This is a genomic window from Paenibacillus taiwanensis DSM 18679 (assembly GCF_000425125.1).
GTDB classification, from domain to species: domain Bacteria; phylum Bacillota; class Bacilli; order Paenibacillales; family Paenibacillaceae; genus Paenibacillus_B; species Paenibacillus_B taiwanensis.
Window position 1 is genome coordinate 188,911 of record NZ_KE384310.1, and the last position, 20,207, is coordinate 209,117.

The 20,207-nt window shown below is 41.9% G+C and carries 40 protein-coding genes; 38 read left to right on the forward strand and 2 right to left on the reverse strand.

Translation table 11 applies throughout. The features are described 5' to 3' along the window. Window positions 1-224: 224 nt before the first annotated feature. Window positions 225-449 carry a helix-turn-helix transcriptional regulator gene (locus H509_RS0123405; protein ID WP_028547200.1) on the reverse strand — a complete coding sequence of 75 codons (225 nt, stop codon included), beginning with the start codon at window positions 447-449 and terminating at the stop codon, window positions 225-227. Between the two features lie 97 nt (window positions 450-546). Between H509_RS0123405 and H509_RS27900 the strand changes: the two genes are divergently transcribed. Next, entirely contained in the window at window positions 547-693 is a 147-nt protein-coding gene (locus H509_RS27900) for a hypothetical protein (protein ID WP_157277925.1), read from the forward strand. Between the two features lie 34 nt (window positions 694-727). On the opposite strand, the gene H509_RS0123415 is transcribed toward H509_RS27900, so the two are convergent. Beyond that, window positions 728-1,039, reverse strand: coding sequence for a helix-turn-helix domain-containing protein (locus H509_RS0123415; RefSeq protein ID WP_028547201.1), 312 nt, complete (start codon window positions 1,037-1,039; stop codon window positions 728-730). 150 nt (window positions 1,040-1,189) lie between these two features. Here H509_RS0123415 and H509_RS0123420 point away from each other — a divergent pair, with 150 nt between their 5' ends. The 37 genes from H509_RS0123420 (at window position 1,190) to H509_RS0123615 (ending at window position 20,189) form a co-directional block, all read left to right on the forward strand. Then, window positions 1,190-1,417, forward strand: a complete 228-nt coding sequence (locus tag H509_RS0123420) for a helix-turn-helix domain-containing protein (protein ID WP_028547202.1) — start codon at window positions 1,190-1,192, stop codon at window positions 1,415-1,417. A gap of 12 nt (window positions 1,418-1,429) precedes the next feature. Next, window positions 1,430-2,170, forward strand: a complete 741-nt coding sequence (locus H509_RS0123425) for a phage antirepressor KilAC domain-containing protein (protein ID WP_028547203.1) — start codon at window positions 1,430-1,432, stop codon at window positions 2,168-2,170. Between the two features lie 97 nt (window positions 2,171-2,267). Then, entirely contained in the window at window positions 2,268-2,435 is a 168-nt protein-coding gene (locus H509_RS27905) for a hypothetical protein (RefSeq protein WP_157277927.1), read from the forward strand. Window positions 2,436-2,458: 23 nt separating this feature from the next. Next, window positions 2,459-2,620, forward strand: coding sequence for a hypothetical protein (locus tag H509_RS27910; protein ID WP_157277929.1), 162 nt, complete (start codon window positions 2,459-2,461; stop codon window positions 2,618-2,620). 18 nt (window positions 2,621-2,638) lie between these two features. Continuing rightward, on the forward strand, window positions 2,639-2,794 hold the full coding sequence (locus H509_RS0123440; protein WP_157277931.1) for a hypothetical protein: 156 nt from the start codon (window positions 2,639-2,641) through the stop codon (window positions 2,792-2,794). Window positions 2,795-2,801: 7 nt separating this feature from the next. Then, window positions 2,802-3,026 (forward strand): hypothetical protein, encoded by a 225-nt coding sequence (locus tag H509_RS0123445; RefSeq protein WP_028547205.1) that lies wholly within the window; start codon window positions 2,802-2,804, stop codon window positions 3,024-3,026. Window positions 3,027-3,212: 186 nt separating this feature from the next. Next, complete coding sequence (locus H509_RS0123455; protein ID WP_028547206.1) at window positions 3,213-3,452, forward strand: hypothetical protein; 240 nt, start codon at window positions 3,213-3,215, stop codon at window positions 3,450-3,452. After that, window positions 3,424-4,341, forward strand: a complete 918-nt coding sequence (locus tag H509_RS26480; RefSeq protein ID WP_028547207.1) for an AAA family ATPase — start codon at window positions 3,424-3,426, stop codon at window positions 4,339-4,341. The genes H509_RS0123455 and H509_RS26480 overlap by 29 nt, the downstream gene beginning before the upstream one ends. Window positions 4,342-4,343: 2 nt before the next feature. Further along, window positions 4,344-4,757 (forward strand): single-stranded DNA-binding protein, encoded by a 414-nt coding sequence (ssb, locus tag H509_RS0123465; protein WP_028547208.1) that lies wholly within the window; start codon window positions 4,344-4,346, stop codon window positions 4,755-4,757. Window positions 4,758-4,766: 9 nt separating this feature from the next. Then, the gene (locus H509_RS0123470; protein WP_028547209.1) at window positions 4,767-5,075 is read left to right on the forward strand and encodes a hypothetical protein; all 309 of its coding nucleotides are present in this window, start codon (window positions 4,767-4,769) and stop codon (window positions 5,073-5,075) included. Between the two features lie 22 nt (window positions 5,076-5,097). After that, window positions 5,098-6,138, forward strand: a complete 1,041-nt coding sequence (locus H509_RS0123475; RefSeq protein ID WP_028547210.1) for a DnaD domain-containing protein — start codon at window positions 5,098-5,100, stop codon at window positions 6,136-6,138. Between the two features lie 78 nt (window positions 6,139-6,216). Beyond that, window positions 6,217-6,750, forward strand: a complete 534-nt coding sequence (locus H509_RS26995; RefSeq protein WP_051287551.1) for an AP2 domain-containing protein — start codon at window positions 6,217-6,219, stop codon at window positions 6,748-6,750. Between the two features lie 39 nt (window positions 6,751-6,789). Further along, the gene (locus tag H509_RS0123485) at window positions 6,790-7,242 is read left to right on the forward strand and encodes a hypothetical protein (protein WP_028547211.1); all 453 of its coding nucleotides are present in this window, start codon (window positions 6,790-6,792) and stop codon (window positions 7,240-7,242) included. Window positions 7,243-7,272: 30 nt separating this feature from the next. Further along, the gene (locus H509_RS28275; RefSeq protein WP_028547212.1) at window positions 7,273-7,599 is read left to right on the forward strand and encodes a hypothetical protein; all 327 of its coding nucleotides are present in this window, start codon (window positions 7,273-7,275) and stop codon (window positions 7,597-7,599) included. 83 nt (window positions 7,600-7,682) lie between these two features. Beyond that, window positions 7,683-7,934 (forward strand): hypothetical protein, encoded by a 252-nt coding sequence (locus H509_RS0123495; protein WP_028547213.1) that lies wholly within the window; start codon window positions 7,683-7,685, stop codon window positions 7,932-7,934. 13 nt (window positions 7,935-7,947) lie between these two features. Beyond that, window positions 7,948-8,178 (forward strand): hypothetical protein, encoded by a 231-nt coding sequence (locus H509_RS0123500; protein WP_028547214.1) that lies wholly within the window; start codon window positions 7,948-7,950, stop codon window positions 8,176-8,178. Further along, window positions 8,153-8,476, forward strand: coding sequence for a hypothetical protein (locus H509_RS26490; RefSeq protein WP_036698747.1), 324 nt, complete (start codon window positions 8,153-8,155; stop codon window positions 8,474-8,476). Before H509_RS0123500 ends, H509_RS26490 begins: the two co-directional genes overlap by 26 nt. Window positions 8,477-8,496: 20 nt before the next feature. Further along, complete coding sequence (locus H509_RS0123510; protein WP_028547215.1) at window positions 8,497-8,709, forward strand: hypothetical protein; 213 nt, start codon at window positions 8,497-8,499, stop codon at window positions 8,707-8,709. 324 nt (window positions 8,710-9,033) lie between these two features. After that, on the forward strand, window positions 9,034-9,258 hold the full coding sequence (locus H509_RS0123520; RefSeq protein ID WP_028547216.1) for a hypothetical protein: 225 nt from the start codon (window positions 9,034-9,036) through the stop codon (window positions 9,256-9,258). A 15-nt stretch (window positions 9,259-9,273) separates the two neighbouring features. Further along, entirely contained in the window at window positions 9,274-9,537 is a 264-nt protein-coding gene (locus H509_RS0123525) for a hypothetical protein (RefSeq protein ID WP_028547217.1), read from the forward strand. Next, the gene (locus H509_RS0123530) at window positions 9,534-9,782 is read left to right on the forward strand and encodes a hypothetical protein (protein WP_028547218.1); all 249 of its coding nucleotides are present in this window, start codon (window positions 9,534-9,536) and stop codon (window positions 9,780-9,782) included. Before H509_RS0123525 ends, H509_RS0123530 begins: the two co-directional genes overlap by 4 nt. Next, entirely contained in the window at window positions 9,779-10,150 is a 372-nt protein-coding gene (locus H509_RS0123535) for a BC1872 family protein (protein ID WP_028547219.1), read from the forward strand. Before H509_RS0123530 ends, H509_RS0123535 begins: the two co-directional genes overlap by 4 nt. A gap of 74 nt (window positions 10,151-10,224) precedes the next feature. Further along, window positions 10,225-10,584 carry a hypothetical protein gene (locus H509_RS0123540; RefSeq protein WP_028547220.1) on the forward strand — a complete coding sequence of 120 codons (360 nt, stop codon included), beginning with the start codon at window positions 10,225-10,227 and terminating at the stop codon, window positions 10,582-10,584. Window positions 10,585-10,587: 3 nt separating this feature from the next. After that, window positions 10,588-10,812 carry a hypothetical protein gene (locus H509_RS0123545; RefSeq protein ID WP_028547221.1) on the forward strand — a complete coding sequence of 75 codons (225 nt, stop codon included), beginning with the start codon at window positions 10,588-10,590 and terminating at the stop codon, window positions 10,810-10,812. Continuing rightward, a complete protein-coding gene (locus H509_RS0123550; protein ID WP_028547222.1) occupies window positions 10,809-11,297 on the forward strand; it encodes a YopX family protein in 489 nt (162 codons plus the stop codon). The genes H509_RS0123545 and H509_RS0123550 overlap by 4 nt, the downstream gene beginning before the upstream one ends. Then, window positions 11,281-11,763 carry a hypothetical protein gene (locus H509_RS0123555; protein ID WP_157277933.1) on the forward strand — a complete coding sequence of 161 codons (483 nt, stop codon included), beginning with the start codon at window positions 11,281-11,283 and terminating at the stop codon, window positions 11,761-11,763. The genes H509_RS0123550 and H509_RS0123555 overlap by 17 nt, the downstream gene beginning before the upstream one ends. Window positions 11,764-12,007: 244 nt before the next feature. Further along, entirely contained in the window at window positions 12,008-12,193 is a 186-nt protein-coding gene (locus H509_RS0123565; RefSeq protein WP_028547224.1) for a hypothetical protein, read from the forward strand. Beyond that, the gene (locus H509_RS0123570) at window positions 12,190-12,591 is read left to right on the forward strand and encodes a RusA family crossover junction endodeoxyribonuclease (protein WP_028547225.1); all 402 of its coding nucleotides are present in this window, start codon (window positions 12,190-12,192) and stop codon (window positions 12,589-12,591) included. Before H509_RS0123565 ends, H509_RS0123570 begins: the two co-directional genes overlap by 4 nt. 284 nt (window positions 12,592-12,875) lie before the next feature. After that, window positions 12,876-13,943 (forward strand): hypothetical protein, encoded by a 1,068-nt coding sequence (locus tag H509_RS0123575; RefSeq protein ID WP_028547226.1) that lies wholly within the window; start codon window positions 12,876-12,878, stop codon window positions 13,941-13,943. A 34-nt stretch (window positions 13,944-13,977) separates the two neighbouring features. After that, window positions 13,978-14,418 carry an RNA polymerase sigma factor sigma-70 region 4 domain-containing protein gene (locus H509_RS0123580; protein ID WP_028547227.1) on the forward strand — a complete coding sequence of 147 codons (441 nt, stop codon included), beginning with the start codon at window positions 13,978-13,980 and terminating at the stop codon, window positions 14,416-14,418. Between the two features lie 288 nt (window positions 14,419-14,706). Further along, complete coding sequence (locus H509_RS0123585) at window positions 14,707-14,925, forward strand: hypothetical protein (RefSeq protein ID WP_028547228.1); 219 nt, start codon at window positions 14,707-14,709, stop codon at window positions 14,923-14,925. Window positions 14,926-15,116: 191 nt separating this feature from the next. Further along, complete coding sequence (locus tag H509_RS26495; protein ID WP_051287564.1) at window positions 15,117-15,653, forward strand: hypothetical protein; 537 nt, start codon at window positions 15,117-15,119, stop codon at window positions 15,651-15,653. Next, window positions 15,607-17,106, forward strand: a complete 1,500-nt coding sequence (gene terL, locus H509_RS26500; protein WP_051287552.1) for a phage terminase large subunit — start codon at window positions 15,607-15,609, stop codon at window positions 17,104-17,106. Before H509_RS26495 ends, terL begins: the two co-directional genes overlap by 47 nt. Further along, window positions 17,100-17,387 carry a hypothetical protein gene (locus H509_RS0123600; RefSeq protein ID WP_028547229.1) on the forward strand — a complete coding sequence of 96 codons (288 nt, stop codon included), beginning with the start codon at window positions 17,100-17,102 and terminating at the stop codon, window positions 17,385-17,387. Before terL ends, H509_RS0123600 begins: the two co-directional genes overlap by 7 nt. Beyond that, window positions 17,380-17,571: a hypothetical protein gene (locus H509_RS0123605; protein WP_028547230.1), complete on the forward strand. Its 192-nt coding sequence runs from the start codon at window positions 17,380-17,382 to the stop codon at window positions 17,569-17,571. The genes H509_RS0123600 and H509_RS0123605 overlap by 8 nt, the downstream gene beginning before the upstream one ends. Beyond that, the gene (locus H509_RS0123610) at window positions 17,572-19,332 is read left to right on the forward strand and encodes a hypothetical protein (protein WP_028547231.1); all 1,761 of its coding nucleotides are present in this window, start codon (window positions 17,572-17,574) and stop codon (window positions 19,330-19,332) included. 77 nt (window positions 19,333-19,409) lie between these two features. Continuing rightward, window positions 19,410-20,189 (forward strand): hypothetical protein, encoded by a 780-nt coding sequence (locus H509_RS0123615; protein WP_028547232.1) that lies wholly within the window; start codon window positions 19,410-19,412, stop codon window positions 20,187-20,189. Window positions 20,190-20,207 lie beyond the last annotated feature (18 nt).

Here is a 20,207-nt window from a genome sequence, read left to right on the forward strand (position 1 = left end):
TAACCGCCTTATTATATCAAAAACCTACACATTATAGGGATATATTTCCGTTTGTTCCCGAACATAAAATGAGAATCAAATGAGATTTATAATATTTGGGGATAGTCGTGTCGAATCAACTAACAGATGATGTTATATTTGGATACGGGGAGGCAAAACAGCGCTGTTTAAACGTCTAAGAGTTGTGAGTTGTCACAACTTTTTCCTAGGTCGAGAGTAGGAATCTACTCTTCGTCCTCTCCGTCAATCCACTCATATAGATCGTCAATATTGCAGAGTAATGCAGCTGCAATAGTTTTGGCTGCAGATAAACTCATTAAGCCTCTATTACTGGCATAGTGAGATATCCTGTGCTTGTCTATACCAGTGACATCAGATAGCCATTGTTGGCTTCTTTTACGTGAATTTAGTAGCTGACGGAGGAGGCATCGACCTGGGCGATAGGTCATGACTTATTCTCCTCATACAAAAATCCATTGAAATCGAACGCATGTTCGTATAAAATGGTTGTACAACTACTAGAGCGGCGTTCCATAGGAGGATGTCATGGCTGACCTTGAACCTACTTTTTTAGCATTTCTGCAGTTTGCAAGTAAACATGAAATATCACAGTTAATTGTTGAGCTGCAGAATGCGGCACAATACGAAGATATACTAGAAGTATTATGCGAGAAGTTTGACAGCCAGAAATAGCACCTCAGAATGATAATCCCCACGGGCCCGGGGATTATTTTTTTTGCATCCTCTCCATAAAATCAATTAAAAATTCTTTGTCCTTTTGATCCAGATTACGGAATTTCTCTAATCCTTTCTTATCAATATCGGATAAATTAGAAAATGCTTCTGCACCTAATAAATTATTTAAAGATACTTCATATAATTTAGATAACGTCTTTAATGTTTCAAAATCTGGTTCAGATACCCCGTTTTCATAACCGCTTAAAGTTTTATTGTGAATGCCAGTATGTTGTTTAACTTGAACCTGCGTCATATTTTTATTTATCCTAGCCTGTTTCAGACGTTCTCCTAGATTATTCATTTTTTATGTCCTCCTTCAAAGAAGTAGTATAACAAAATTCTCACTTACTCAGAATGAACTCTTAAAAACTTAGAAAAAATATCTTGACAGATTAGAAACTAAGAATTATATTAAGTACATAAGTCTTAGATATTAAGAGGTGGTGACAAGATGAAGATGAATGAAAATATCCGAGTCTACATAACCACGAGTGGTTTGAAATTCACTCGTGTAGCTGAGAAATCGGGATTTAACATGAAAAAGTTTTCTAGGTTTATGACTAACAAACAACCTATGACAACGGATGAATATGAAAGAATTTGTAGAGAAGGACTTGGCGTAGACCCTACATTTTTTTATAAGAACAATTTCTTAGATTCTAAGAATAAAAGTGCTTAAGGAGGTTTAATGATGAATCAACTTCAAGTATTCAACTTTTCTAGTCATGCTGTTCGCGTTGTTATTCAAGATGGACAACCTTGGTGGATTGCCAAAGATGTTTGTGATGTTTTAGAGCTTTCAAATCCTAGCATGTCAATGAAGGCGCTCGATGAAGATGAACGGGCTAAGTTCAACTTAGGTCGTCAGGGAGAAACAAATATTGTTAATGAACCTGGTCTGTACTCCCTTATCCTGAGTAGTCGAAAGCCAGAAGCAAAGCAATTCAAACGCTGGGTAACTCACGAAGTACTACCAAACATCCGCAAACATGGAATGTATGCAACAGACGACTTACTAAACAATCCTGATTTACTCATAGCAGCAGGTCAGAAAATTAAAGAAGAACAGGAAGCGCGCAAGCGACTTGAACTTCAGATTGAATTGGACAAGCCATTAGTAAACTTTGCAAAAGCACTTGAGACAAGTAAAGATTCAATCCTTGTACGGGAGTTGGCGAAGATAATCAGCCAGAATGGATACCAAATTGGCGGAAACACCCTACTGAAAAGATTACGTGAAGATGGATATTTGATTAAACAAGGATCAGATTGGAATCAGCCAACACAAAGATCAATGAAACAAGGATTGTTCGAAGTGAAGAAAACAATGGTTTTTCACAATTCAGGTAACAGTCATGTAAATAGTACACCTTTAGTCACAGTAAAAGGGCAGAAATACTTCCTAAAAAAATACTTAGAAGGCGCAGCTTAACATATTCGACTCTTCATTATAAACCACCTGTTGATACAGTGTGGATAAATAATTAACACTTCGCCAGAGCTAGCATACAAATTGGAGGTGGTCATAAGTGGAAGGTTCTATCGTCAAGACCATGAAGGTAGGTAAGTCTGTGGTACATATTTGCAGTGATTACTTCGCACAGACAGCAGAGGAAGCAAACAAGGTACTTGAGGATATGCATGAAGCAGGATGGGCCATTATCGATAAAAAATCAGAGTTGGAGGAGGCTGTATAGCCCTTCCTATGGAGGACAAGCCGTTGAAGATGGCGATCAACGCAATTATCAAGTTTTTAAAGATATACGATTCAGCTAGCGACAAAATGCAGTATGTGCTAGCAAAGGAATTTGTGGATCGGTTACTACAGATTGTGCTTGAGCAGATGATAGCAGTACAAAAACGGATCGACAGGGAGGAATAACGATGGGAGCTTACAGACTTGAAATTGAAAATCCAATGGTTATGGCAGACAGAGGACGTATTTATCACATGCCGACTACAACAACAAAGCGTATATGCGATTGCGGATGCTTCGCAAAGTTTCGGATTAACGGGCAATTACGTTGCTGGACATGCGCTCAGGACGAGGGGGTAGAACTACTATGAAATCAGCTATAGACAAGCTTCTGCAGCTTCAAGCGAATGTATCACAGCAATCGGCGCCTTCGATGTTAGTGGATGTGGCGAACTTCATCCAACATGACTTGAATCCAATCTTGGAAACAATGCAAGATGTTCAGAATTTTATTGCAGAATTGGAGCGAGAGAATATTGAGTTACGTCGTGAGTTACTTGCTAAACAATTGGAGGGGCGCATGACGGCATGACGATACCGGAAGGATCAAGGCTGTATGTGGAATTGGCACGATTGAATAGAAAAAATCCGCCAATGTTTAAACAGTGCGCAATCAATCGAAGAAGGCTCTTGAAAAGAGAAATGGCCGCGTTTCAGGCGCGACCAAGTCAAGGGCTTAATAATTGAGATAGGCCAATTATAACATGGAGGGACGGATATGGAAAGTATTATCAGATATGTTCCGAAGCATATTGACGGATATTTTCTTACGCTGCGGTGTGAGCCGACAGACAGCTTAAAAGCTGCAGCAAACTTTTCACACGAAGAGGACTTAGACGGGTTTATGAAAGGTATGTACGGCCCAGTAGACCCACTGAACTACACGTATGAGCGTATGGTTATCACTTTTGAACTGGAGGCGAAGCAGCGTGGTACAAATACGGAAGGCGCAGCGTAAGGTCACGAAGGCGAGAGTCGGGATATCTGGTCCAAGTGGATCAGGAAAGACGTTGTCGGCACTGTTAATGGCGTATGGGATGACTGGAGACTGGGATAAGGTTGGGCTAATTGACACTGAGAACAAGAGTGCTGACCTGTACGCTGAGACGGTTAAGGCAGGCGTACATATTCCGGAGTTTCCGAAGATTGATATCGAGCCACCTTACACGACTGAGAAGTACATTGAGGCGTTGAAGGCGTTTGAGGATTATGGCGTTGAGGCTATCATAGTTGATTCGCTTTCCCACGCATGGGCTGGTGAAGGCGGAATCCTGGAGCAAAAAGACCAAGTTGCAAAGGCCAAGGGTGGAAACAGTTATACGGCATGGGGTGAGATGACACCGAAGCAAAACAAGTTTGTTGAAGCTATCTTAAAGTCTAAGTGTCATATCTACGCCACAATGAGAAGCAAGACAGAGTACATCCTTGAACAAAATGACAGAGGCAAACAAGTACCGCGCAAGGTAGGTATGGCTCCAGTCCAACGTGACGGACTAGAGTATGAATTTACTCTTGTGTTCGACTTGACCGCAGACCACATGGCTACTGTCTCCAAGGACCGCACAGGACTGTTTGATGGACAATACTTCATTCCTACAGTTGATACAGGTAAACAGCTTCTGGAGTGGCTGGAGTCAGGAGAAAAGCTAATCAGCAAGGACATGCTGGTTAAAATCAGCACGAAGTGGATTGAGCTTGGACAAAACCCTGAGCATATTGATGCACAAACAAAGAAACTTTATGGATCTGAGCTTGGAGCGATTACAGAGAAGCAGGCTGAGGCATTCCTGCAGACATTAATAGATGCAATGAAGGCTAAACAAGAAACAGAGCAGAAGGGAGCATAACTATGCTAAATCGAGTTATTCTGATCGGGAGACCTACAAAGGACCCTGAATTACGCTACACACCTGCAGGTATTGCGGTAACGCAATTTACAATTGCAGTTGATAGGCCATTTTCCGGTCAGGACGGCAAACGTGAAACCGACTTCATCCCTGTCGTCACATGGCGGCAGCTTGCAGAGACAGTAGCAAACTACCTGCGTAAAGGGCGATTGTGCGCCGTGGAAGGCCGCATACAGGTGCGGAACTATGAAGGTGGCGATGGACGCAAGGTGTTTGTCACAGAGGTAATAGCAGACAACGTGCGGTTTCTGGAATCCAACCGCGAGTCACAGCAACCAACAGGAGCGCAACGTACAGCTGATCCGTTTCAAGGTGAGGGGCAACTTGATATATCAGACGACGACTTACCATTCTAGGAGGCGCTTATGCAACCAGTACGAGCATATCCAAAGTCACAGCAGCTACAGCGCAAGCGTATCAAACCTACACAGAGGCAAATGGGCAACATCAGCGATAAGGTGGACAAGCAACTTAAAGCACGTTCAGGCAGCGTCTGTGAGCGTTGTAGCGCCGCTAGAGCAGTCCAGAGGGCGCACATTACTGGACGGAAGCAACTTAAACACAGGACAACTGTAGATGATCTCCTGCACCTTTGTACGGAGTGTCATAAATGGTTAGACGAAACACCAGAAGGGATACGCTATAAGCGTCAACTACGAGAGGAGGCAATTTGACCTCAACGAGAGGAAGTGCCTTATGGAAGGATGGATTAAACTGCATCGTGCACTACATAAACATTGGATTTACCAGGATGCAGAATACTTAAAGGTTTGGATTGAAATGTTGTTTAGAGCAAAGTTTTCTAGCGATTCAAAGGTTGAGTTATTTGATGGGCAATTGGTTGAGTTGGGTTATGGTGAATTCATTTATGGTCGAAAGAAGTGGAGTACACGCTTAGGAATTAGTGAGCGCAGATTAAGGACACTCGTTGATAAATTATTAAACGAGGAGATGCTGAAACTCGTTCGCAGCTCAAATAAATTTAGTATCTACTATATATGTAACTATGAAAAATATGCGAAGCCACCAAAAGATGACGGTTCAGAGTTTGTCAAAGGTTCGAATGAAGTCGGTCAAGATACGGCCAAAAGTGCGCTGAAAACTGACCAGCAAGACGACCATCAAAGTGACCAGCAAAAACCATTGCTACCACTAGGAGATACAGCAATAGGCGACCAGCAAAATGTCCATCAGAATGACCAGCAAGCGACCAGCAAGCGACCAGCAAGCGACCACAAAGAAGAATGTAAAGAATTAAAAGAACTTAAAGAACGTAAAGAATTTGAAGAATTATTAAATACCCCTCTCTCTAATAGCGAGGATTACACAAAAATTTATGACCTTTTAGAAAGGAACTTTCATCAACCTAATTCATTCCAGTGTGAAGATATTAATGGATATCTTAATCAAGGTGCGGAGTATGGACTTTTTGAAGAAACAGTGAAAACCGTAAAAATTAGAAACGAAAATATAGGTGAAGTGTTTAGAATTTTGAAGAACTGCAGCTATAGAGGAATTAAGACAAAGGCTCAGTTCGTCAAGGATCAGATTCAATTCCAGCAACAACTAAACAAACGTAATAATCGCAATCAACAGTATAACAAACCATCAAAACCTATTATTCCAATAGTAAAAGAGGATATAAAAGACCACGGCATGTCACAAGAACAAATAGAGCACTACCGTGCGAAGGCTAAACAATTTGACGAAGAACGGCAGCTTAGAAGACCAGGCTAGATATCTACCCCTAAGGGAGAGGTAGATAAGCAGAAACAATTTGAGGGCTACAGCCAAGGGAGAATAGGAGGTAATTACATGAGAAATGAATACAAAATCGTAAGTGATACAGCAGTGATCTACCTTAATCATAGAGGGAAACAATTAGAAACGATTATTGACTTGTCTGATTTCGAGAAGGCCAATTCTGTTACAACAAGCTGGGGAGCTCGTTATGATCCTGACATCAACAATTATTATGTACAAACCACCTTGAAAGAGAACGGAAAAAACGTCTTGATTCAATTACATCGATTCCTATGCGACGCTCCCAAAGGAATGGTAGTTGATCATATTAATAGAGACTCGTTAGATAATCGGAGAAGCAGAAATTTGCGAGTAGTAACGGACGCGCAAAATAAGCAAAACACAAGGAGACGGAAAAACGGTTCTTCTAAATATAGAGGAGTTTCCAAGAACAAAGAAACTGGAAAATGGATAGCCAGAATTAAAGTGAATGGGAAAATGATCTATCTCGGAACCTATGGAACGGAGATTGAAGCAGCCAAAGTAGCCAGGGAAGCGAGATTAAAGTATTTTACTCACTCAGTAGAAGACGAAATCATTATTTGACAACGAGGAGAGATAACACATGTTGGGGAGGAGTAGCATGTGGTAATTACAACAGTTAAATATCGCTTTAGACCATTCCGCCAGCCCGACAAAATAGGGGACACATTCGAGCATGACGGCAAGATGTATCTTGTACTGGGTATCGAACGCTATGAGTTGTATGGCGGTCTGATGACAATATGGTATACGGTACAGGACTTGAGCCAAACAGGTTATACCTCAAGGCCTCATGTCTACGATCATAATGATGGTGTTGAATTTGTTGCCCAAGATAAATTCGAAAGTGAAAAGTTAAAAGCAATACAATTAGGAACTCTGCACGTTTACAAAGACCGAACTTACAAGGTCATGGAATACACGGAAATAGAATTTGTTGGAACAGACATGAAACTATCGTTTATATCGCGTCCTGTACATCCAATCAATCACAAGGAAGCTAAGGCAAAGCTAACCAATGAGCGGCGTAAGAAACTAAAGCTGGAAGTATTTTAAGGCCTTATGGCCTAAAGGGAGAGATAAGAGGTGAAACGGAAAATAGCCAGTCGGAAATTAAAAAGAAGTTGTGATTGTTGTGGTTGCTCATTTGAAAAGGGTGAGACTTACTACCACAAAAGAAATGTAATGCACTTTTATGATGGTAGAGACGAAATCATCATAGGTGTGAACAAAACCAAGTGTCCTAAGTGCCACTACAGGCAACAAGATAGCGAACGACGCTATGAACAATTCCGACAAACTTGCCAACATAAAAAGATAGAATTCATCCGCGAAGTATGGGATTACATTCCGGGCGAAGCAGTGATGGAGCCGCAATATGATGTATGCCATCTCTGCGGAAATACACTATGAATGATGAAGAGTACAAACGATATCAACGTGGAGAGTTAAAAATAACAGTTTAGGGCCTTATGGCCCTCTAAGGGGGATAACAAGTGCCTTCTAAATATATCAAGCCAATATGCGATTGTGGTGCAGAGCTATTTTTTACAAGAGAAGAAGGACAAGTAATGACGTACAAGATACTCAAGAACGGAATGCTCGCAAAAAGACCTGTTCACAAAGGTGTTGAGTTTAATGCAAACCATGGCTACTTAATTTGCTTACAGTGCAGAAAAGAGTACGAGTACAATGCTTCCTATTTTGGGGAACACAAGTGGAAAGCTTTACGCGGTGATGAAATATAAGGGAGACATTTTTATGAACAAGAATCAGCGTATTGTAGTCGAATGGTTAACTAATTGTAATTTGAATTTTATGGATAACCTCGTTGAACTAGAAGGAAGTTTCGATGACAGCGGAACTATTCCCGAAGAAGTGAGAGAGGCCTACGACGGATTTACGTATGTACAGAAACTCGAAGTTGTCAAAAAGTCAGCTAGCAACCTTCATAAGGGGGATAGATATGGATTGGCAAAAACTTATAAATGATTTGATAGAGTCAAATAAAGCTGCTAAGGATGCAGCAGCGGCGGTAAGTGATGGAGGGTCTGCAAACTTAGATTCTGTGTTTTTACGGATTCCTCGACAGCAGGAAATTAAGGTGCTAAAGGCTATACAAGAGGCTGGATTGTATTGTCGCTGCAAGCGCCAATGGATCGGACAAGGATACATGATAACACCAACATGCGGCGGCATGGCTGATAAGAGATACAAGGCCGTTATTGTTATGGTGGATGAGCTTAAAGCTCGTGGATGGGATGCAATAGCCTACAGGCAAGTAGATTGAGTTCTAAGGGGGATAACGGATTGATTAACATAATGGCATTAATAAAAGATGGTGGGAATGAAACGTTACAGATGCCTCATGAATGGATTGGAAAATTAGCAAAATCAATTGTTTCAAAAGGCTCAGAAACTGTTCATGTAGGCAATGGAAAATCTCATGAAGTTGTTGGCTTTGTAGTGTCTGGGAAAGAAGCAGGACAGAGAGTAATCATGCTTGGTATCAAAGGAGAGTGAACATAATGAATAAAAGTACGTTAAGCAAATCAGAAACTATCAATGCCCTAGATCAGATAACAGAAATGACAGACAAGGAAATAGATATTAACCATGAATGGATACGTATAGTTGCACAATCGGCGTTATGCCATGTCAAACGGAAATAGGACATCTAAATACACAGCTCCAAGACGCACTAAACGTACTTACCAAACTAGACGAGTGGTGGAACGAGGGACTTACCACATATAGACCATGTGATGCTGAGTTAATAGAAATATGTTGTAACGCTGAGGCGGCCATACAACGCATACAAGGGGATAAAGGGGAGGTAACAAGCTAATGATTGTGTACGCAGTAGTATACGGGAGTGACAGTTCATTCTTTTACAATTTTGAAATTGATGATTATACGATGGACTTGGATGGTGAGTGCTTGTTACCAACCGTAGAAATAGCACAAGAACTTATATGTGAGCGGATTGGAGTACACAACAAGATAGCGAAGGTAACCATACATCAGATCACAAAAAACGGATCTAAAGAGTATAGCGTTGAGATTCTCTAGGGGAGGAAATATAAAATGGCTAAAGTGAAAATTGTAATCGAAGAGGAATTGAAATATCGGAAAGCTGCAATTGTTGAGATTCCAGACGGCATTCCAGGAACAATTGACGAATATCTTGACAAGGCAGAGGCAATTGCTTACACGGCAGCTGATATTGTGTCTAGTCTAAAAAACTTAGGGTGCAAGATAGAAAGTTTTAATGAAGGTTTTGAAAGCCCTCGCTATGAAGATGCAGAAATTGTAGATTACGAGATTCTAGGGGAGGTAACAGAGTCATGACAAACACATTTAAAACCGAAATTACTAGCGACGGATATGTAGAGACACTTGTCTGGCAAGGGAAGGAGTATACAAAAAGGTATGTAAGAACTGAATACGGAAGTAGGGGATTAGATCAATCATTCGAATACGAGATGTTGCCTGATAATCTTATTGAAGCGTTAGAAGGCGGGGAAGTATTGGATATTATGGATGCTCTGAAATTCGCAGATGATGATTTTGAAGATGAGGAGGAAGAGTCATGACACAGTATACAAGAGAGCAGATATTGAGTATGCCAGCAGGGAGTGAACTGGATGAGATAGCTGGAGTTATCGTGATGGGGGCGAAGGTCAATACTCATCGAAACGGATGGATTAAGTACGGGGACCTGTCGACATATCCAAAACGGTATTCAGAAGATATTTCAGCAGCATTTGAATTAGTAGATAAACTTAGCAGGGGAAGAATAGATAACTCATTCGTTCTTGAGTTTCATTATGAAAGATATTACGCAAGGTTTGGTGAAGTACCATTCAGGCCATATCGACACGAGATTTTTATTACAGCCCCAGAAGCCATCACCAAAGCAGCTATATTAGCCATGATGGAGTCAGGAGGTACAGAGGAATGAATGAATTGTGGATTTCAATTGCGTTTATTCTGATTTGGGGTGCGACAGAATGGAAGAGTTGGAGGGCTTAGAGGATGAGTAAACAAATCAAACGCAAGTACAAGACAGTACGACGGGAGTTTAACAAAGACCTTTATGTGAGAGCGAGTCAAAATAAAGCACTGGCTGTAATGATTATAAAGACGTACACAGCCAGCCAGCACAGAAGACATATCATGAAGATTTGGGAACTGTTAGGGTTTCATCACAAAGAAGCGTATAAAGACTATTGTGACAAGCTTATGGGAAGACATCTGTGCGGCAGGGACGAACTAATGAACTCATTACACTTTGCTGAACGTGATTTATATGACAAGTATATACGAAGAATTCCAGAACGTTATGCAATGGGTGAAGCGCTTGGGGTTGCATATCGAGTGTTGAAGGGAGCTTAGGGGATGAGTAGAGCTATCAAACCAAGATACAATTTTAAGTTTGGAGACCTTATTGAGAACGACTACGCCAGCCACGAAAATCCAAGACGGATCGGCATTTTTGTCAGAAAAAACAGTAAAGGTCATTTTGAAATGACGGATGGCAAAGGGACGTTTTGGTTATCAGCTGCTGACAATGACAAACTCGTTAAAATTGGAAGTGTGCTTAGTCTGGAGGTTCAGGGATGAGTAGACCAATCAAGTTTAGAGGCAAACAGATTGATAACGGTGAGTGGGTATATGGCAATTTAATAAGAATGAATAATGAAGTCGGATGTGGGGAACCTCCTGTATTTTCAAACTGTTGGATCATGGAAATTAAAGATGAGCTTGAAATACGGTCATTTGCTGATGATTGTACTGTATGGACGGACAACGAACTTATACAAGTAGATCCCGAAACAGTAGGACAATACACAGGTGATAATGATCGAGGGTATGAGGGCGACATTCTGGAATGGATAGAGCCGATTAGAAGCGAACATGGTGACATCGAGGATTATGAACACTGTCGTGGAGTAGTGGAATGGGATAACGAAAGATCGGGATTTATTGTTCGTTGCGCCAACGGAAATGAATGGTTAGACGATCTTATGAATATCACTGTCATAGGCAACATATACGAGCACCCACACCTCCTGAAAGGAGAAGATACAAATGCCAACATTAAATGAGTTTTGGGATGATTTCAAAGAAAGGGATAATCGGAGGGAGTCGGAGAAGCAACCTGAACGTGATTGGCAAGAAGATTGGGAACACGTAGAAATAATGAGACATGGTAAAACATTATGCAACATTCCTCTTCCGATAAAAACCATGCATGGAGAGATACGAGACGATACAGATGTCTTGGCATACTGGCTACAGGATGTTAAACAGCTCAGAGAACGCGTAATAAGCCTTGAAATCGATGCGCGGTACTGGAAAGGTAAATACCTAACAGCCTGCGAAGAGACAGCCAGAGAGAAGCAGAGAGCAAATGATATTAAAGAAAAGTACGATTCATTAATGTTGATGCTTAAAGAAGCTACTGAGGTAATGACATGGAGAAATACAGGCGATGGAGTAGATCAAGGTATTAAGATGATATACAGGTGGTTGTTAGAGAGAAGCCCTGAAAGCAAGTCAGACAAGCTATGAGGTGATATACATGGATAACGCATGGGCACTGTACTGGACATGCCGGCACTACATACCAAAGCAGCTAAGGAGGCTAAGCCGTGGACGATGATACGCTTACTAGATTGGGTATATACCGGCGTATGATGCCGATCCTAGCAAACTGTCGCAAGATGGCCAAGAGCAATGCTAGAAAAGCACGTTACCAAGATGAGATAGATAGACACCAAGAATGAATAAATCAACTCGAAGGGAGAGTAAAATCATGAAACTATATCGTCACACAGCACGTCCGTTTGATCCCAATATTATTAAATTGGATCGCGCAGAAATGCGACGGGCAGAAGAATCATTAACTGTAGGCCAGATGACAGATGAAGATTGGGCCAATCACGGACCTCGCAACCCTAATCCTAACAAACATCGCAGGAAGAGAGGAGACGTAGCATGAGGATCAACATTAAGCCAATGGGAGCCGTACGGATGACTCAGAAAGGTAAGTACATGGACCCTAACGCACTACGATACCTCAACTACAAGCAAGAGATAGCATATAAGATGCGTCAGACCGTATCAGCAGCTAAATTAGGTCCAATAGCGGTAAAGGTTACATTCCACATGTTGATACCAGAGAGTTGGACACACAAGCGCCGACACGCATTAGTAGGTCAACATTGTGCCAAAAAGCCAGACATAGACAATCTCATCAAGGGAGTGTTCGACGCAGCCAACGGCATCCTCTGGAAGGACGATAATCAGGTAGTGATGGTGGAGTCACAAAAGAGATACGCACTCATACCAGGCATCGAAATCGAGGTAGAAGAGTTGAGCAACGAAAATGCAGCATAGTTGGCTATATGGGAGTTGGATACAGGCAGGACGTGATTATGTGCTTGTGAGCGATTCTGAGCAGGTGTGTGGCGTTTTACGAATACTAGATGATGAAACATTCGTGCGAGTGCAAAAACGTCACCACAAGGCGTGTAGAAGCTCTGGTGATAAATTGTTGATAATGAAAGAATTATAGAGAATTAATGAGTAAAACGACGAAAAATAAGGTTTTATTGAACAATTTGTGGTATAATAGAACCATAAATCATTGTATTCGGATACGAAAACTAGGAGGCGTAAACGTGAACAAACTCAATGAACTTAATAGTCAGCTACAAATGGCAGTAATGAACGGAGATGAAGCTGCAGTGGAGATTTTGAGAACACAAATTGAGTCAGAGAAGAAGTCCAGCATAGAACACCTACGGCATGAGTTAAACGCAGAGTATCAACGTGGAGCCCTGAAGGACGATGGCAAAATAGCTGCACTTAACGAGCAGATACAGAGCATTGAGCAAGCACAACGTTTAGAGGTTGCTTCTAGCGAGATTGCTGGTGCCATGGATGAGATGGAGATCGATGGTATCCCATTACGGCACATGTTTTTAAACGAGGATAACAAAAGTGCAGAGGCAGCATATCAAGCAGTAAGTATATTTATAAAAATGATGATGACCGAACGAGAAAAACAGAGATTAAAAGAACTAGCTGAATATGATAGAAAACTATGGATAAAACAACAAGAGAATGAACAGTTGAAGAAAAGTCATGATGAGGTATTTAGCGTAAATGCGGAGCTACGCAGGGAAATATCTATTGTGAGACTAGAACTAGAGGAAACAGGTAACAAACGGGATGCAGCTGCGGCAGAGATCGAACGTTTGAAGAGTCAAATTGATGACCTTCGTAACGAAAAGGCAGTCGATGCTAAAGAAGCAGTTAAGGTCATAGACACTAACCTCAACACAAACTTGTCAGAATACATGAAACGTTGGAAGGATAACAGGCCAGCAATTATTAATAAACGACCATTAGATAATTTACGATCAAGATATGGTGCAGAACTAGTAGAAACAGGTGAATATATAGAATTCTCGTTTATGGGAGAAGGGAAGTATCGGGAGGTCACAGCCGAAGAGGCAGAACGATTTCGGGCAGAAGCCGAAGCTAAAAGACAAGCTGAAGAAGCCGCTAAACTGGTTGAAAGCAGTCTTCCTATTCCCGTGATACCCTCCGAGGGGGCAGTCAACGGACTGGATCAAACAGGATCTAGTGTGGCGATGGATGGAGAGACAGAAACGTTTGAGGAAGAAATGAGACGCCGTGTCAGCAAACTGGAGCAATTAGCAGGTATTAAGGGGGCGGCTTAGGCCGTCCTTACTCCACACAGAGGAGGGATAATATATGGATAACGAACGTGTAAAGCGAATTCTTAAGAACTACAGGAGCTACTGTTACGCAATTAAAAATGGAATAGCTCCATTTGTAAGTGATGAACGTGTAGGAATGCCAAGAGGATTGTCTTACGGTTCACGTCCACCAGTTGGGTTAAGTTCAGGCAGTCTATTCGAAAGTAGTCTTGATTATAGACAATATGAATATATAGTGACAATGATAGATGGAGCAGTAAATGAAGTGCTTACAGATGATGAGAGATTCGTTATTCAAGGACACTATTTGGACAGAAATCCTCAACTACAACATAAGCTAGCTATGATTAGAGACGTAGATGAATCTACAATACGCAGGTGGCACCGCAAGGCATTGAAGAAGCTGGCAATAGCATTAGAGTTTGTTCATGAACCTGAGATTATCAACCTCGACAAAGTAAAAAAAGTTTCTTAATAATCGGAAAATGCACGGTATGTGCACGGTAGTCTATGCTAGAATTAAATTATCAGGAGTACATGATGACCGTCAGATAGCTAAATGCGCAGTCGGCGGTCACATTGCTTCTATACAGACAACAGTCCAAGTCGAGATGGGCTGTTGTTTTTATTTTGTAGAATGTGAAACTATTTTTTAAAACCCTATTGACGTATGTACGACAGTATTATATATTGGTATTAACAAGTCGTACATACGACACCGATAAGCCAGATAAACTGGATGAGGTGAAAGGGGCAGAATGATATGAAGACATGGACACGCGAAGGTTACGAAGTAGTAGAAGCAGCAATGGATCACGATTTACACCAGTTCGAAGTTATCCAAGATGGTGAAGTAGTTGCTACAATCGTACCTCCAGATATGGAGTCCATGGAACAAATCATCTCTGATCTAGACGCAGGCGACGATGTGAACGGTTGGGAAGATGGAATGGGTAACACAATCTACATCGAAAAAAAGTAACTCCGCTGGACTGTGTGACCACTGTAAAAGGATATGCAATACGAACAGGTATGAATATTCGCACGGTTCAGCGCATGTGTGAAGATGGAAGATTAAAGGCTAAGTATGAATATGGAGTTTGGTTAATAGAATATGATCCTGAGGAGTAGCATATGATGCTGCTCTTTTTATTTTATCTGGAGGTGAACATTATGGCAGGAGAAGAGAAAGGAAAATACTATTCACATGTCGAGCCCAAACTCCTGCTTATAGAAGCTTGGGCAAGGGATGGGGTAATAGACGAGGAGATAGCAAAAAACCTTGGTATAGCTTATTCCACATTGAGAGACTACATAAAGAAGCACTCGGCACTTTCGGCAGCCTTAAAAAGAGGGAAAGAAGTCGTTGACGTAGAGGTAGAGAATGCATTATTAAAACGAGCACTTGGCTATCAATACGACGAAGTTACCAAAGAATTAAAGACAGTCATTGATGAAGAAAAAGGGCCAATAGATATATTGGTTGAAACAAAGCGAGTAACCAAAGAAGTTCAACCAGACACAACAGCGCAAATATTCTGGCTGAAGAACAGACGACCACAAGCGTGGAGAGACAAACAGGAAGTTGGTCTATCAGGTGGCTTAAACAACACAACGCAGGATCTATCTGACATGACTCCAGATGAAAGGAGGGCGAGAATAGATGAGCTTAACCGCCGCCGAGGAATTGGAGCTCCTGCAGCTACTTGAGGACGAGGAAAGATACCAAGCAGCTAATGACTATTATGAGTATGTAAAATACGTTCACGCTGGCATGTATGGATACACAAGGCATGGTGAATATGTATGTCGCATGCTGAATGATGCAATGGTGAAACGAAAGAAAATGTTTGCTGGCGAGATACAGATGGAGATACAGTACATCCAGATATCGATGCCACCACAGCATGGTAAGTCGATGCACATCACTGAGACGTTACCGAGCTTCTTCCTAGGACATTTTCCAGACCACGGTGTAATCGAGATAAGCTATAACGAGGGTTATGCTGAGAAGTTTGGTGGCAAGAACAAGGACAAAGTTGAAAGGCACGGTCCTGAGTTGTTTGGAATTGATGTAGCAGGTGATACACGCTCTAAGAGTGAGTGGGCGATATCAAAGGATGGTAAAAAGACTCGTGGAGGTATGATATCTCGCGGTATTATGTCTGGCGTTACGGGTTCTTCATGGGGTGATTGTATCATCGTCGATGACCCGATCAAGAACCGCGAGGAAGCAAACAGCGAGACGATCAGGAACAAGCATTGGGCAGAATGGCAGGACTCGCTATCTACTCGTATCCATCCAGGTGCTATTGTTATCATCATCATGACTCGCTGGCATGAAGACGACTTATGCGGGCGTTTACGAAATCCTGAGTACGCGAATCCACTACCATGGCAGATAGTCAACCTCCCACTAGAGGCTGAGGAGTACGACCAGTTAGGACGTGCGCCGGGTGAACCGTTATGGCCTGAACAATATGGTTACGATTTTATTGCAGTACGTAAGACATATCCAAGCAGTTTTAATGCGTTGTATCAGGGGCGTCCTACATCTCAAGAAGGTAACATGCTCAAACGCGATTGGTGGCAGTATTACGATGTGTTACCGCCGATTGCATCTAAGTTGATAAGCATTGATGCTGCGTTTAAGGACAACGATGACAGCGACTTTGTTGTTATACAGGTATGGGGCAAGAACAGGGCTAACATGTACCTTATCGATCAGGTACGGGCAAGGATGAACTTCAAGGCGACTGTACAGTCAATACGAAACATGCACATAAAGCATCCCGATGCAGCTTGGAAGTTGATTGAGGATAAGGCGAATGGTTCTGCCATCATATCAACGCTACACAGCGAGATAGGCGGCATCATACCTATTAACCCTGAGGGTGGTAAGGTTGCCCGTGTTAACGCTGTATCGGCGTTTATAGAGAGTGGCAATGTGTTTCTACCAAGGCGAGCAGAATGGATACATGACTTTGTTGAGGAGGCCGCGAGCTTCCCTAACGGTAAACACGATGACCAAGTGGATGCTATGTCTCAAGCACTGAACAGATTTATTTACTTTAGTGGTGATATACCAGAGTCTAACAAGCAAGTCACACCGTTCCCATTCCGGACGGACGAACCTAGCGGAGGTGAGTATGTGTCATGGTAGATAGATGGCCTAAAGATACTGAATTTAGCGATAAAATGATAGAAAAATTAAATGAAACTTATCTGAGTTGGGGACGCTATATGCCTGATGAGTCATCAGATTATGTTGAAAGAAGGAAAGAAGAAGTTTATGAAAAGGCTAAGCTATCTTTAGAGGAAAGAGGAAGAAACATTGCCGATTTAATCATTGAATTTGATATATGCCACTTCTCAGCGAATATTGACCCTCTGGATTTTAGCTTTTTAGTTGGATTGAAGGAGGTTGAAACAACCGATGGATGAAGCACTTAGACTGGGAGAACTACTCAAACTACCGAACCTTGAAGCAGATACGATCAAGCTCATCAATGAGAAGATGCGTATCTTTATCGGTGACGCCCAGCCACTCACTGGTGCGCAGAAACAAGAGTTTGAGAATGATTTGCATGATTATCTTTTCGGTGCAGCTAAGAAGGCAGGTGAGTAGATGCAAGACAATGTTGTAGTCGATAAGCTAGCTGGTGAAATAGAAAGGCAGCACAAAGAGGGAACGAGTTACTTCCGAAGGGTAGGGTTCCTAACAAAATGGCCTGAGTATGAGAGATTTAAAGCTAGTGATCAGTGGCCAGAACCAACTGCTCGTAATAAACATTTACCTCGACCTGTCTTTAACATCATAGAAATGATTGAAGATCACAAGGTAGCTAATGTTATGAGTGAGCAAATTAACATGATTTACTCAACTCAAGAGAGGGATCCGCAACAGGATGAAGATGATGATGGAGAGTTATTCTCCCGTTACTCTGCATCAACTTGGGAACGTCTCAAACAGGATGAAATGAATGAAGAAGGTTTACAGATAGCAGCAAACACAGGTACGGGAATATGGCACTACTTTTGGGACAATGATCTCAAAGGAGGTAATAAATATTTATGGGTTGGTGAAATGGAAGGTGAAATACTTGATCCCATAAATGTATTTTTTGGAAATCCACAACAGAGAAACGTTCAAAAACAGCCATATATACTCGTAAGTAGCAGAGAAGATATTAAGGCTGTTAAGGATTACGCTCGATCAAATGGTTTGTCTACAGAAATGGTGGCCCAGATCAAGCCTGACAAAGATACACAAGATGAGGGCTATGATATGGCGAAGATTGAATTAAATGATAATGGAAAAGTTACAGTGTTCACGAAATACTGGAAAGGCAAGGATAAAGAAACTGGTGAAAGTAATATTTATTTTTGTAAGGTAGCAAGTGGTATGACCATAAAAAAGCCAATCAATACACGTCTCACAAGGTATCCATTAGCTATTATGCAGTGGAAAAGACGTAAGAAATCTATACATGGAATCGGAGATACAGAAGGTTTGATCCCGAATCAGAAAGCTATCAATTTAATGTTTGCAATGGAATTGATGTCTGCACAGAATACAGGATTTCCTAAGTTGCGTTACAAGGCTGGGGCTATTGACCCAAGCAAAATTACCAATGCAATTGGTGAGATGATTGAGGATAGATCACCACCAGGTAGCGTTGGAGTTGACTTCATGAATCCAGGATCAACATCAGGTCAGGCTATGAGATTGGTTGAAGCAATAGTTTCTTATACACGGCAGATGTCTGGCGCTGATGAAGCTGCCACTGGTAAAGCACCATCTGCCGATCTAAACGCCACTGCAATTATGCTTCTCCAAAAGGCTGCTGCTATACCAATTGAGTCCATTAAGCGGCGTTTTTACAGTCTAATTGAGGATATTGGACGCATATGGGAGGACTTCTGGAAGGTTAAATACAATTTGCCACGAAAAGTTATTTTAAAGGACAATAATGGGGATGAGTATGCTACAGAGTTCAATGGATCTTCATACCGTGGCGTTGAGTTTGATCTTAAGATTGATGTTGGACCATCATCAACATATAGTGAGTCTTTAGTTCTTTCTAGCCTTAATGAGGCGAGAGCTAGGGGAGATATCAATTACGAGCAATACTTACGCTATGCTCCTAAGACGGTTGTTCCATATCGCGACCGACTCATGAAGGAGTTGGAGCAGAAAAAAGGTATCGTGACCATGATTGAGCAGATGATTGCACAAATGCCACCACAAGAGCAGGAACAGTTTGCAGCAATGACGCCAGAACAGCAATTACAGTTCGTACAAGCTATGATAGCACCACCGCCACCACAAGGTGTGCCACCTGAAGCTGTACAACAACCTAATATGATGCCAGAGATTGGCATGTAACAGGCCCTTGGTGAGATTCCAATGGGCCTTTTCTATATATAAAATTTGCGCCAACCATAGCGCAAGGAGGTTTTAACATGTACGAAGAATCCGCCAACCAAAGCGGTTATGAGCAACAAAATACAGTAGTTGAGGCACAACAAGAGTTTACAGAGCCAACCGATAACGGGCAAGAATCCCCACCACAGGAGCAGCCCAAAGGTATAACTGTTAAATACAACAAAGAAGACCGTTTTATCGCTGACGAAGAAGTGTCTACATGGGTACAAAAAGGCCTTAACTATGACAAGGTATCGGAACGAGCAAAGGAAGCCGAACGATACCAACAAATGGTGGATCGTACAGCACGATACTATGGCTATGACAACCCAGATGACTACATGGCAGCGCTGGAACAAGCTGAAACGGAACGTCGCATACAACAAGAGGCTGAAAAGTTGGGCGTGGATGAGGAAGTTATCCGCAATCACCTACAGCCACTAAACCAGAAGCTAAGCGAGTATGAACGGCAGCTAAAAGAGATTAAAGAGCAAGAGATGATACGCAGTATTGATGCTGATATACAGCGTTTATCTGGCGTATATCCTGATTTTGATAAGTACAAGCAAGCAGCATTCGAACTAGCATCAAGTCGCGGTTACTCGTTAGAGGACGCATACAAAATATCATCGTATGAGGACCGCTTGAACGCTGCAAAGTTAGAAGCGCAAAACGAAACAATACGCAATTTACAACTAAACGCCGCCAGTTCTACAGGTGCTCTCGGGGCTGATGCGCCAGAACAAGCATCTGGTTACTCTGCTATGTCAGCAGCAGAGAAAAAAACCTTTAGAGAGCAAAATAGACGACGGATGTAAAAAAGGAGAATGATTATT

Bases quoted from the DNA above. Each gene is read 5' to 3' on its own strand.
- H509_RS0123565 (WP_028547224.1), top strand. From the start codon at position 12,008: ATGAAACTATATCGTCACACAGCACGTCCGTTTGATCCCAATATTATT.
- H509_RS0123540 (WP_028547220.1), top strand. From the start codon at position 10,225: ATGAGTAAACAAATCAAACGCAAGTACAAGACAGTACGACGGGAGTTT.
- H509_RS0123420 (WP_028547202.1), top strand. From the start codon at position 1,190: ATGAAGATGAATGAAAATATCCGAGTCTACATAACCACGAGTGGTTTG.
- H509_RS0123405 (WP_028547200.1), bottom strand. From the start codon at position 449: ATGACCTATCGCCCAGGTCGATGCCTCCTCCGTCAGCTACTAAATTCA.
- H509_RS0123475 (WP_028547210.1), top strand. From the start codon at position 5,098: ATGGAAGGATGGATTAAACTGCATCGTGCACTACATAAACATTGGATT.
- H509_RS0123610 (WP_028547231.1), top strand. From the start codon at position 17,572: ATGCAAGACAATGTTGTAGTCGATAAGCTAGCTGGTGAAATAGAAAGG.
- terL (WP_051287552.1), top strand. From the start codon at position 15,607: ATGAGCTTAACCGCCGCCGAGGAATTGGAGCTCCTGCAGCTACTTGAG.
- H509_RS0123470 (WP_028547209.1), top strand. From the start codon at position 4,767: ATGCAACCAGTACGAGCATATCCAAAGTCACAGCAGCTACAGCGCAAG.
- H509_RS0123455 (WP_028547206.1), top strand. From the start codon at position 3,213: ATGGAAAGTATTATCAGATATGTTCCGAAGCATATTGACGGATATTTT.
- H509_RS26495 (WP_051287564.1), top strand. From the start codon at position 15,117: ATGGCAGGAGAAGAGAAAGGAAAATACTATTCACATGTCGAGCCCAAA.
- H509_RS0123615 (WP_028547232.1), top strand. From the start codon at position 19,410: ATGTACGAAGAATCCGCCAACCAAAGCGGTTATGAGCAACAAAATACA.
- H509_RS0123425 (WP_028547203.1), top strand. From the start codon at position 1,430: ATGAATCAACTTCAAGTATTCAACTTTTCTAGTCATGCTGTTCGCGTT.
- H509_RS0123570 (WP_028547225.1), top strand. From the start codon at position 12,190: ATGAGGATCAACATTAAGCCAATGGGAGCCGTACGGATGACTCAGAAA.
- H509_RS0123600 (WP_028547229.1), top strand. From the start codon at position 17,100: ATGGTAGATAGATGGCCTAAAGATACTGAATTTAGCGATAAAATGATA.
- H509_RS0123580 (WP_028547227.1), top strand. From the start codon at position 13,978: ATGGATAACGAACGTGTAAAGCGAATTCTTAAGAACTACAGGAGCTAC.
- H509_RS0123585 (WP_028547228.1), top strand. From the start codon at position 14,707: ATGAAGACATGGACACGCGAAGGTTACGAAGTAGTAGAAGCAGCAATG.
- H509_RS0123545 (WP_028547221.1), top strand. From the start codon at position 10,588: ATGAGTAGAGCTATCAAACCAAGATACAATTTTAAGTTTGGAGACCTT.
- H509_RS26995 (WP_051287551.1), top strand. From the start codon at position 6,217: ATGAGAAATGAATACAAAATCGTAAGTGATACAGCAGTGATCTACCTT.
- H509_RS0123555 (WP_157277933.1), top strand. From the start codon at position 11,281: ATGCCAACATTAAATGAGTTTTGGGATGATTTCAAAGAAAGGGATAAT.
- H509_RS0123535 (WP_028547219.1), top strand. From the start codon at position 9,779: ATGACACAGTATACAAGAGAGCAGATATTGAGTATGCCAGCAGGGAGT.
- H509_RS26490 (WP_036698747.1), top strand. From the start codon at position 8,153: ATGGATTGGCAAAAACTTATAAATGATTTGATAGAGTCAAATAAAGCT.
- ssb (WP_028547208.1), top strand. From the start codon at position 4,344: ATGCTAAATCGAGTTATTCTGATCGGGAGACCTACAAAGGACCCTGAA.
- H509_RS0123525 (WP_028547217.1), top strand. From the start codon at position 9,274: ATGGCTAAAGTGAAAATTGTAATCGAAGAGGAATTGAAATATCGGAAA.
- H509_RS0123415 (WP_028547201.1), bottom strand. From the start codon at position 1,039: ATGAATAATCTAGGAGAACGTCTGAAACAGGCTAGGATAAATAAAAAT.
- H509_RS0123500 (WP_028547214.1), top strand. From the start codon at position 7,948: ATGAACAAGAATCAGCGTATTGTAGTCGAATGGTTAACTAATTGTAAT.
- H509_RS0123445 (WP_028547205.1), top strand. From the start codon at position 2,802: ATGAAATCAGCTATAGACAAGCTTCTGCAGCTTCAAGCGAATGTATCA.
- H509_RS0123605 (WP_028547230.1), top strand. From the start codon at position 17,380: ATGGATGAAGCACTTAGACTGGGAGAACTACTCAAACTACCGAACCTT.
- H509_RS0123550 (WP_028547222.1), top strand. From the start codon at position 10,809: ATGAGTAGACCAATCAAGTTTAGAGGCAAACAGATTGATAACGGTGAG.
- H509_RS27900 (WP_157277925.1), top strand. From the start codon at position 547: ATGGCTGACCTTGAACCTACTTTTTTAGCATTTCTGCAGTTTGCAAGT.
- H509_RS0123530 (WP_028547218.1), top strand. From the start codon at position 9,534: ATGACAAACACATTTAAAACCGAAATTACTAGCGACGGATATGTAGAG.
- H509_RS0123520 (WP_028547216.1), top strand. From the start codon at position 9,034: ATGATTGTGTACGCAGTAGTATACGGGAGTGACAGTTCATTCTTTTAC.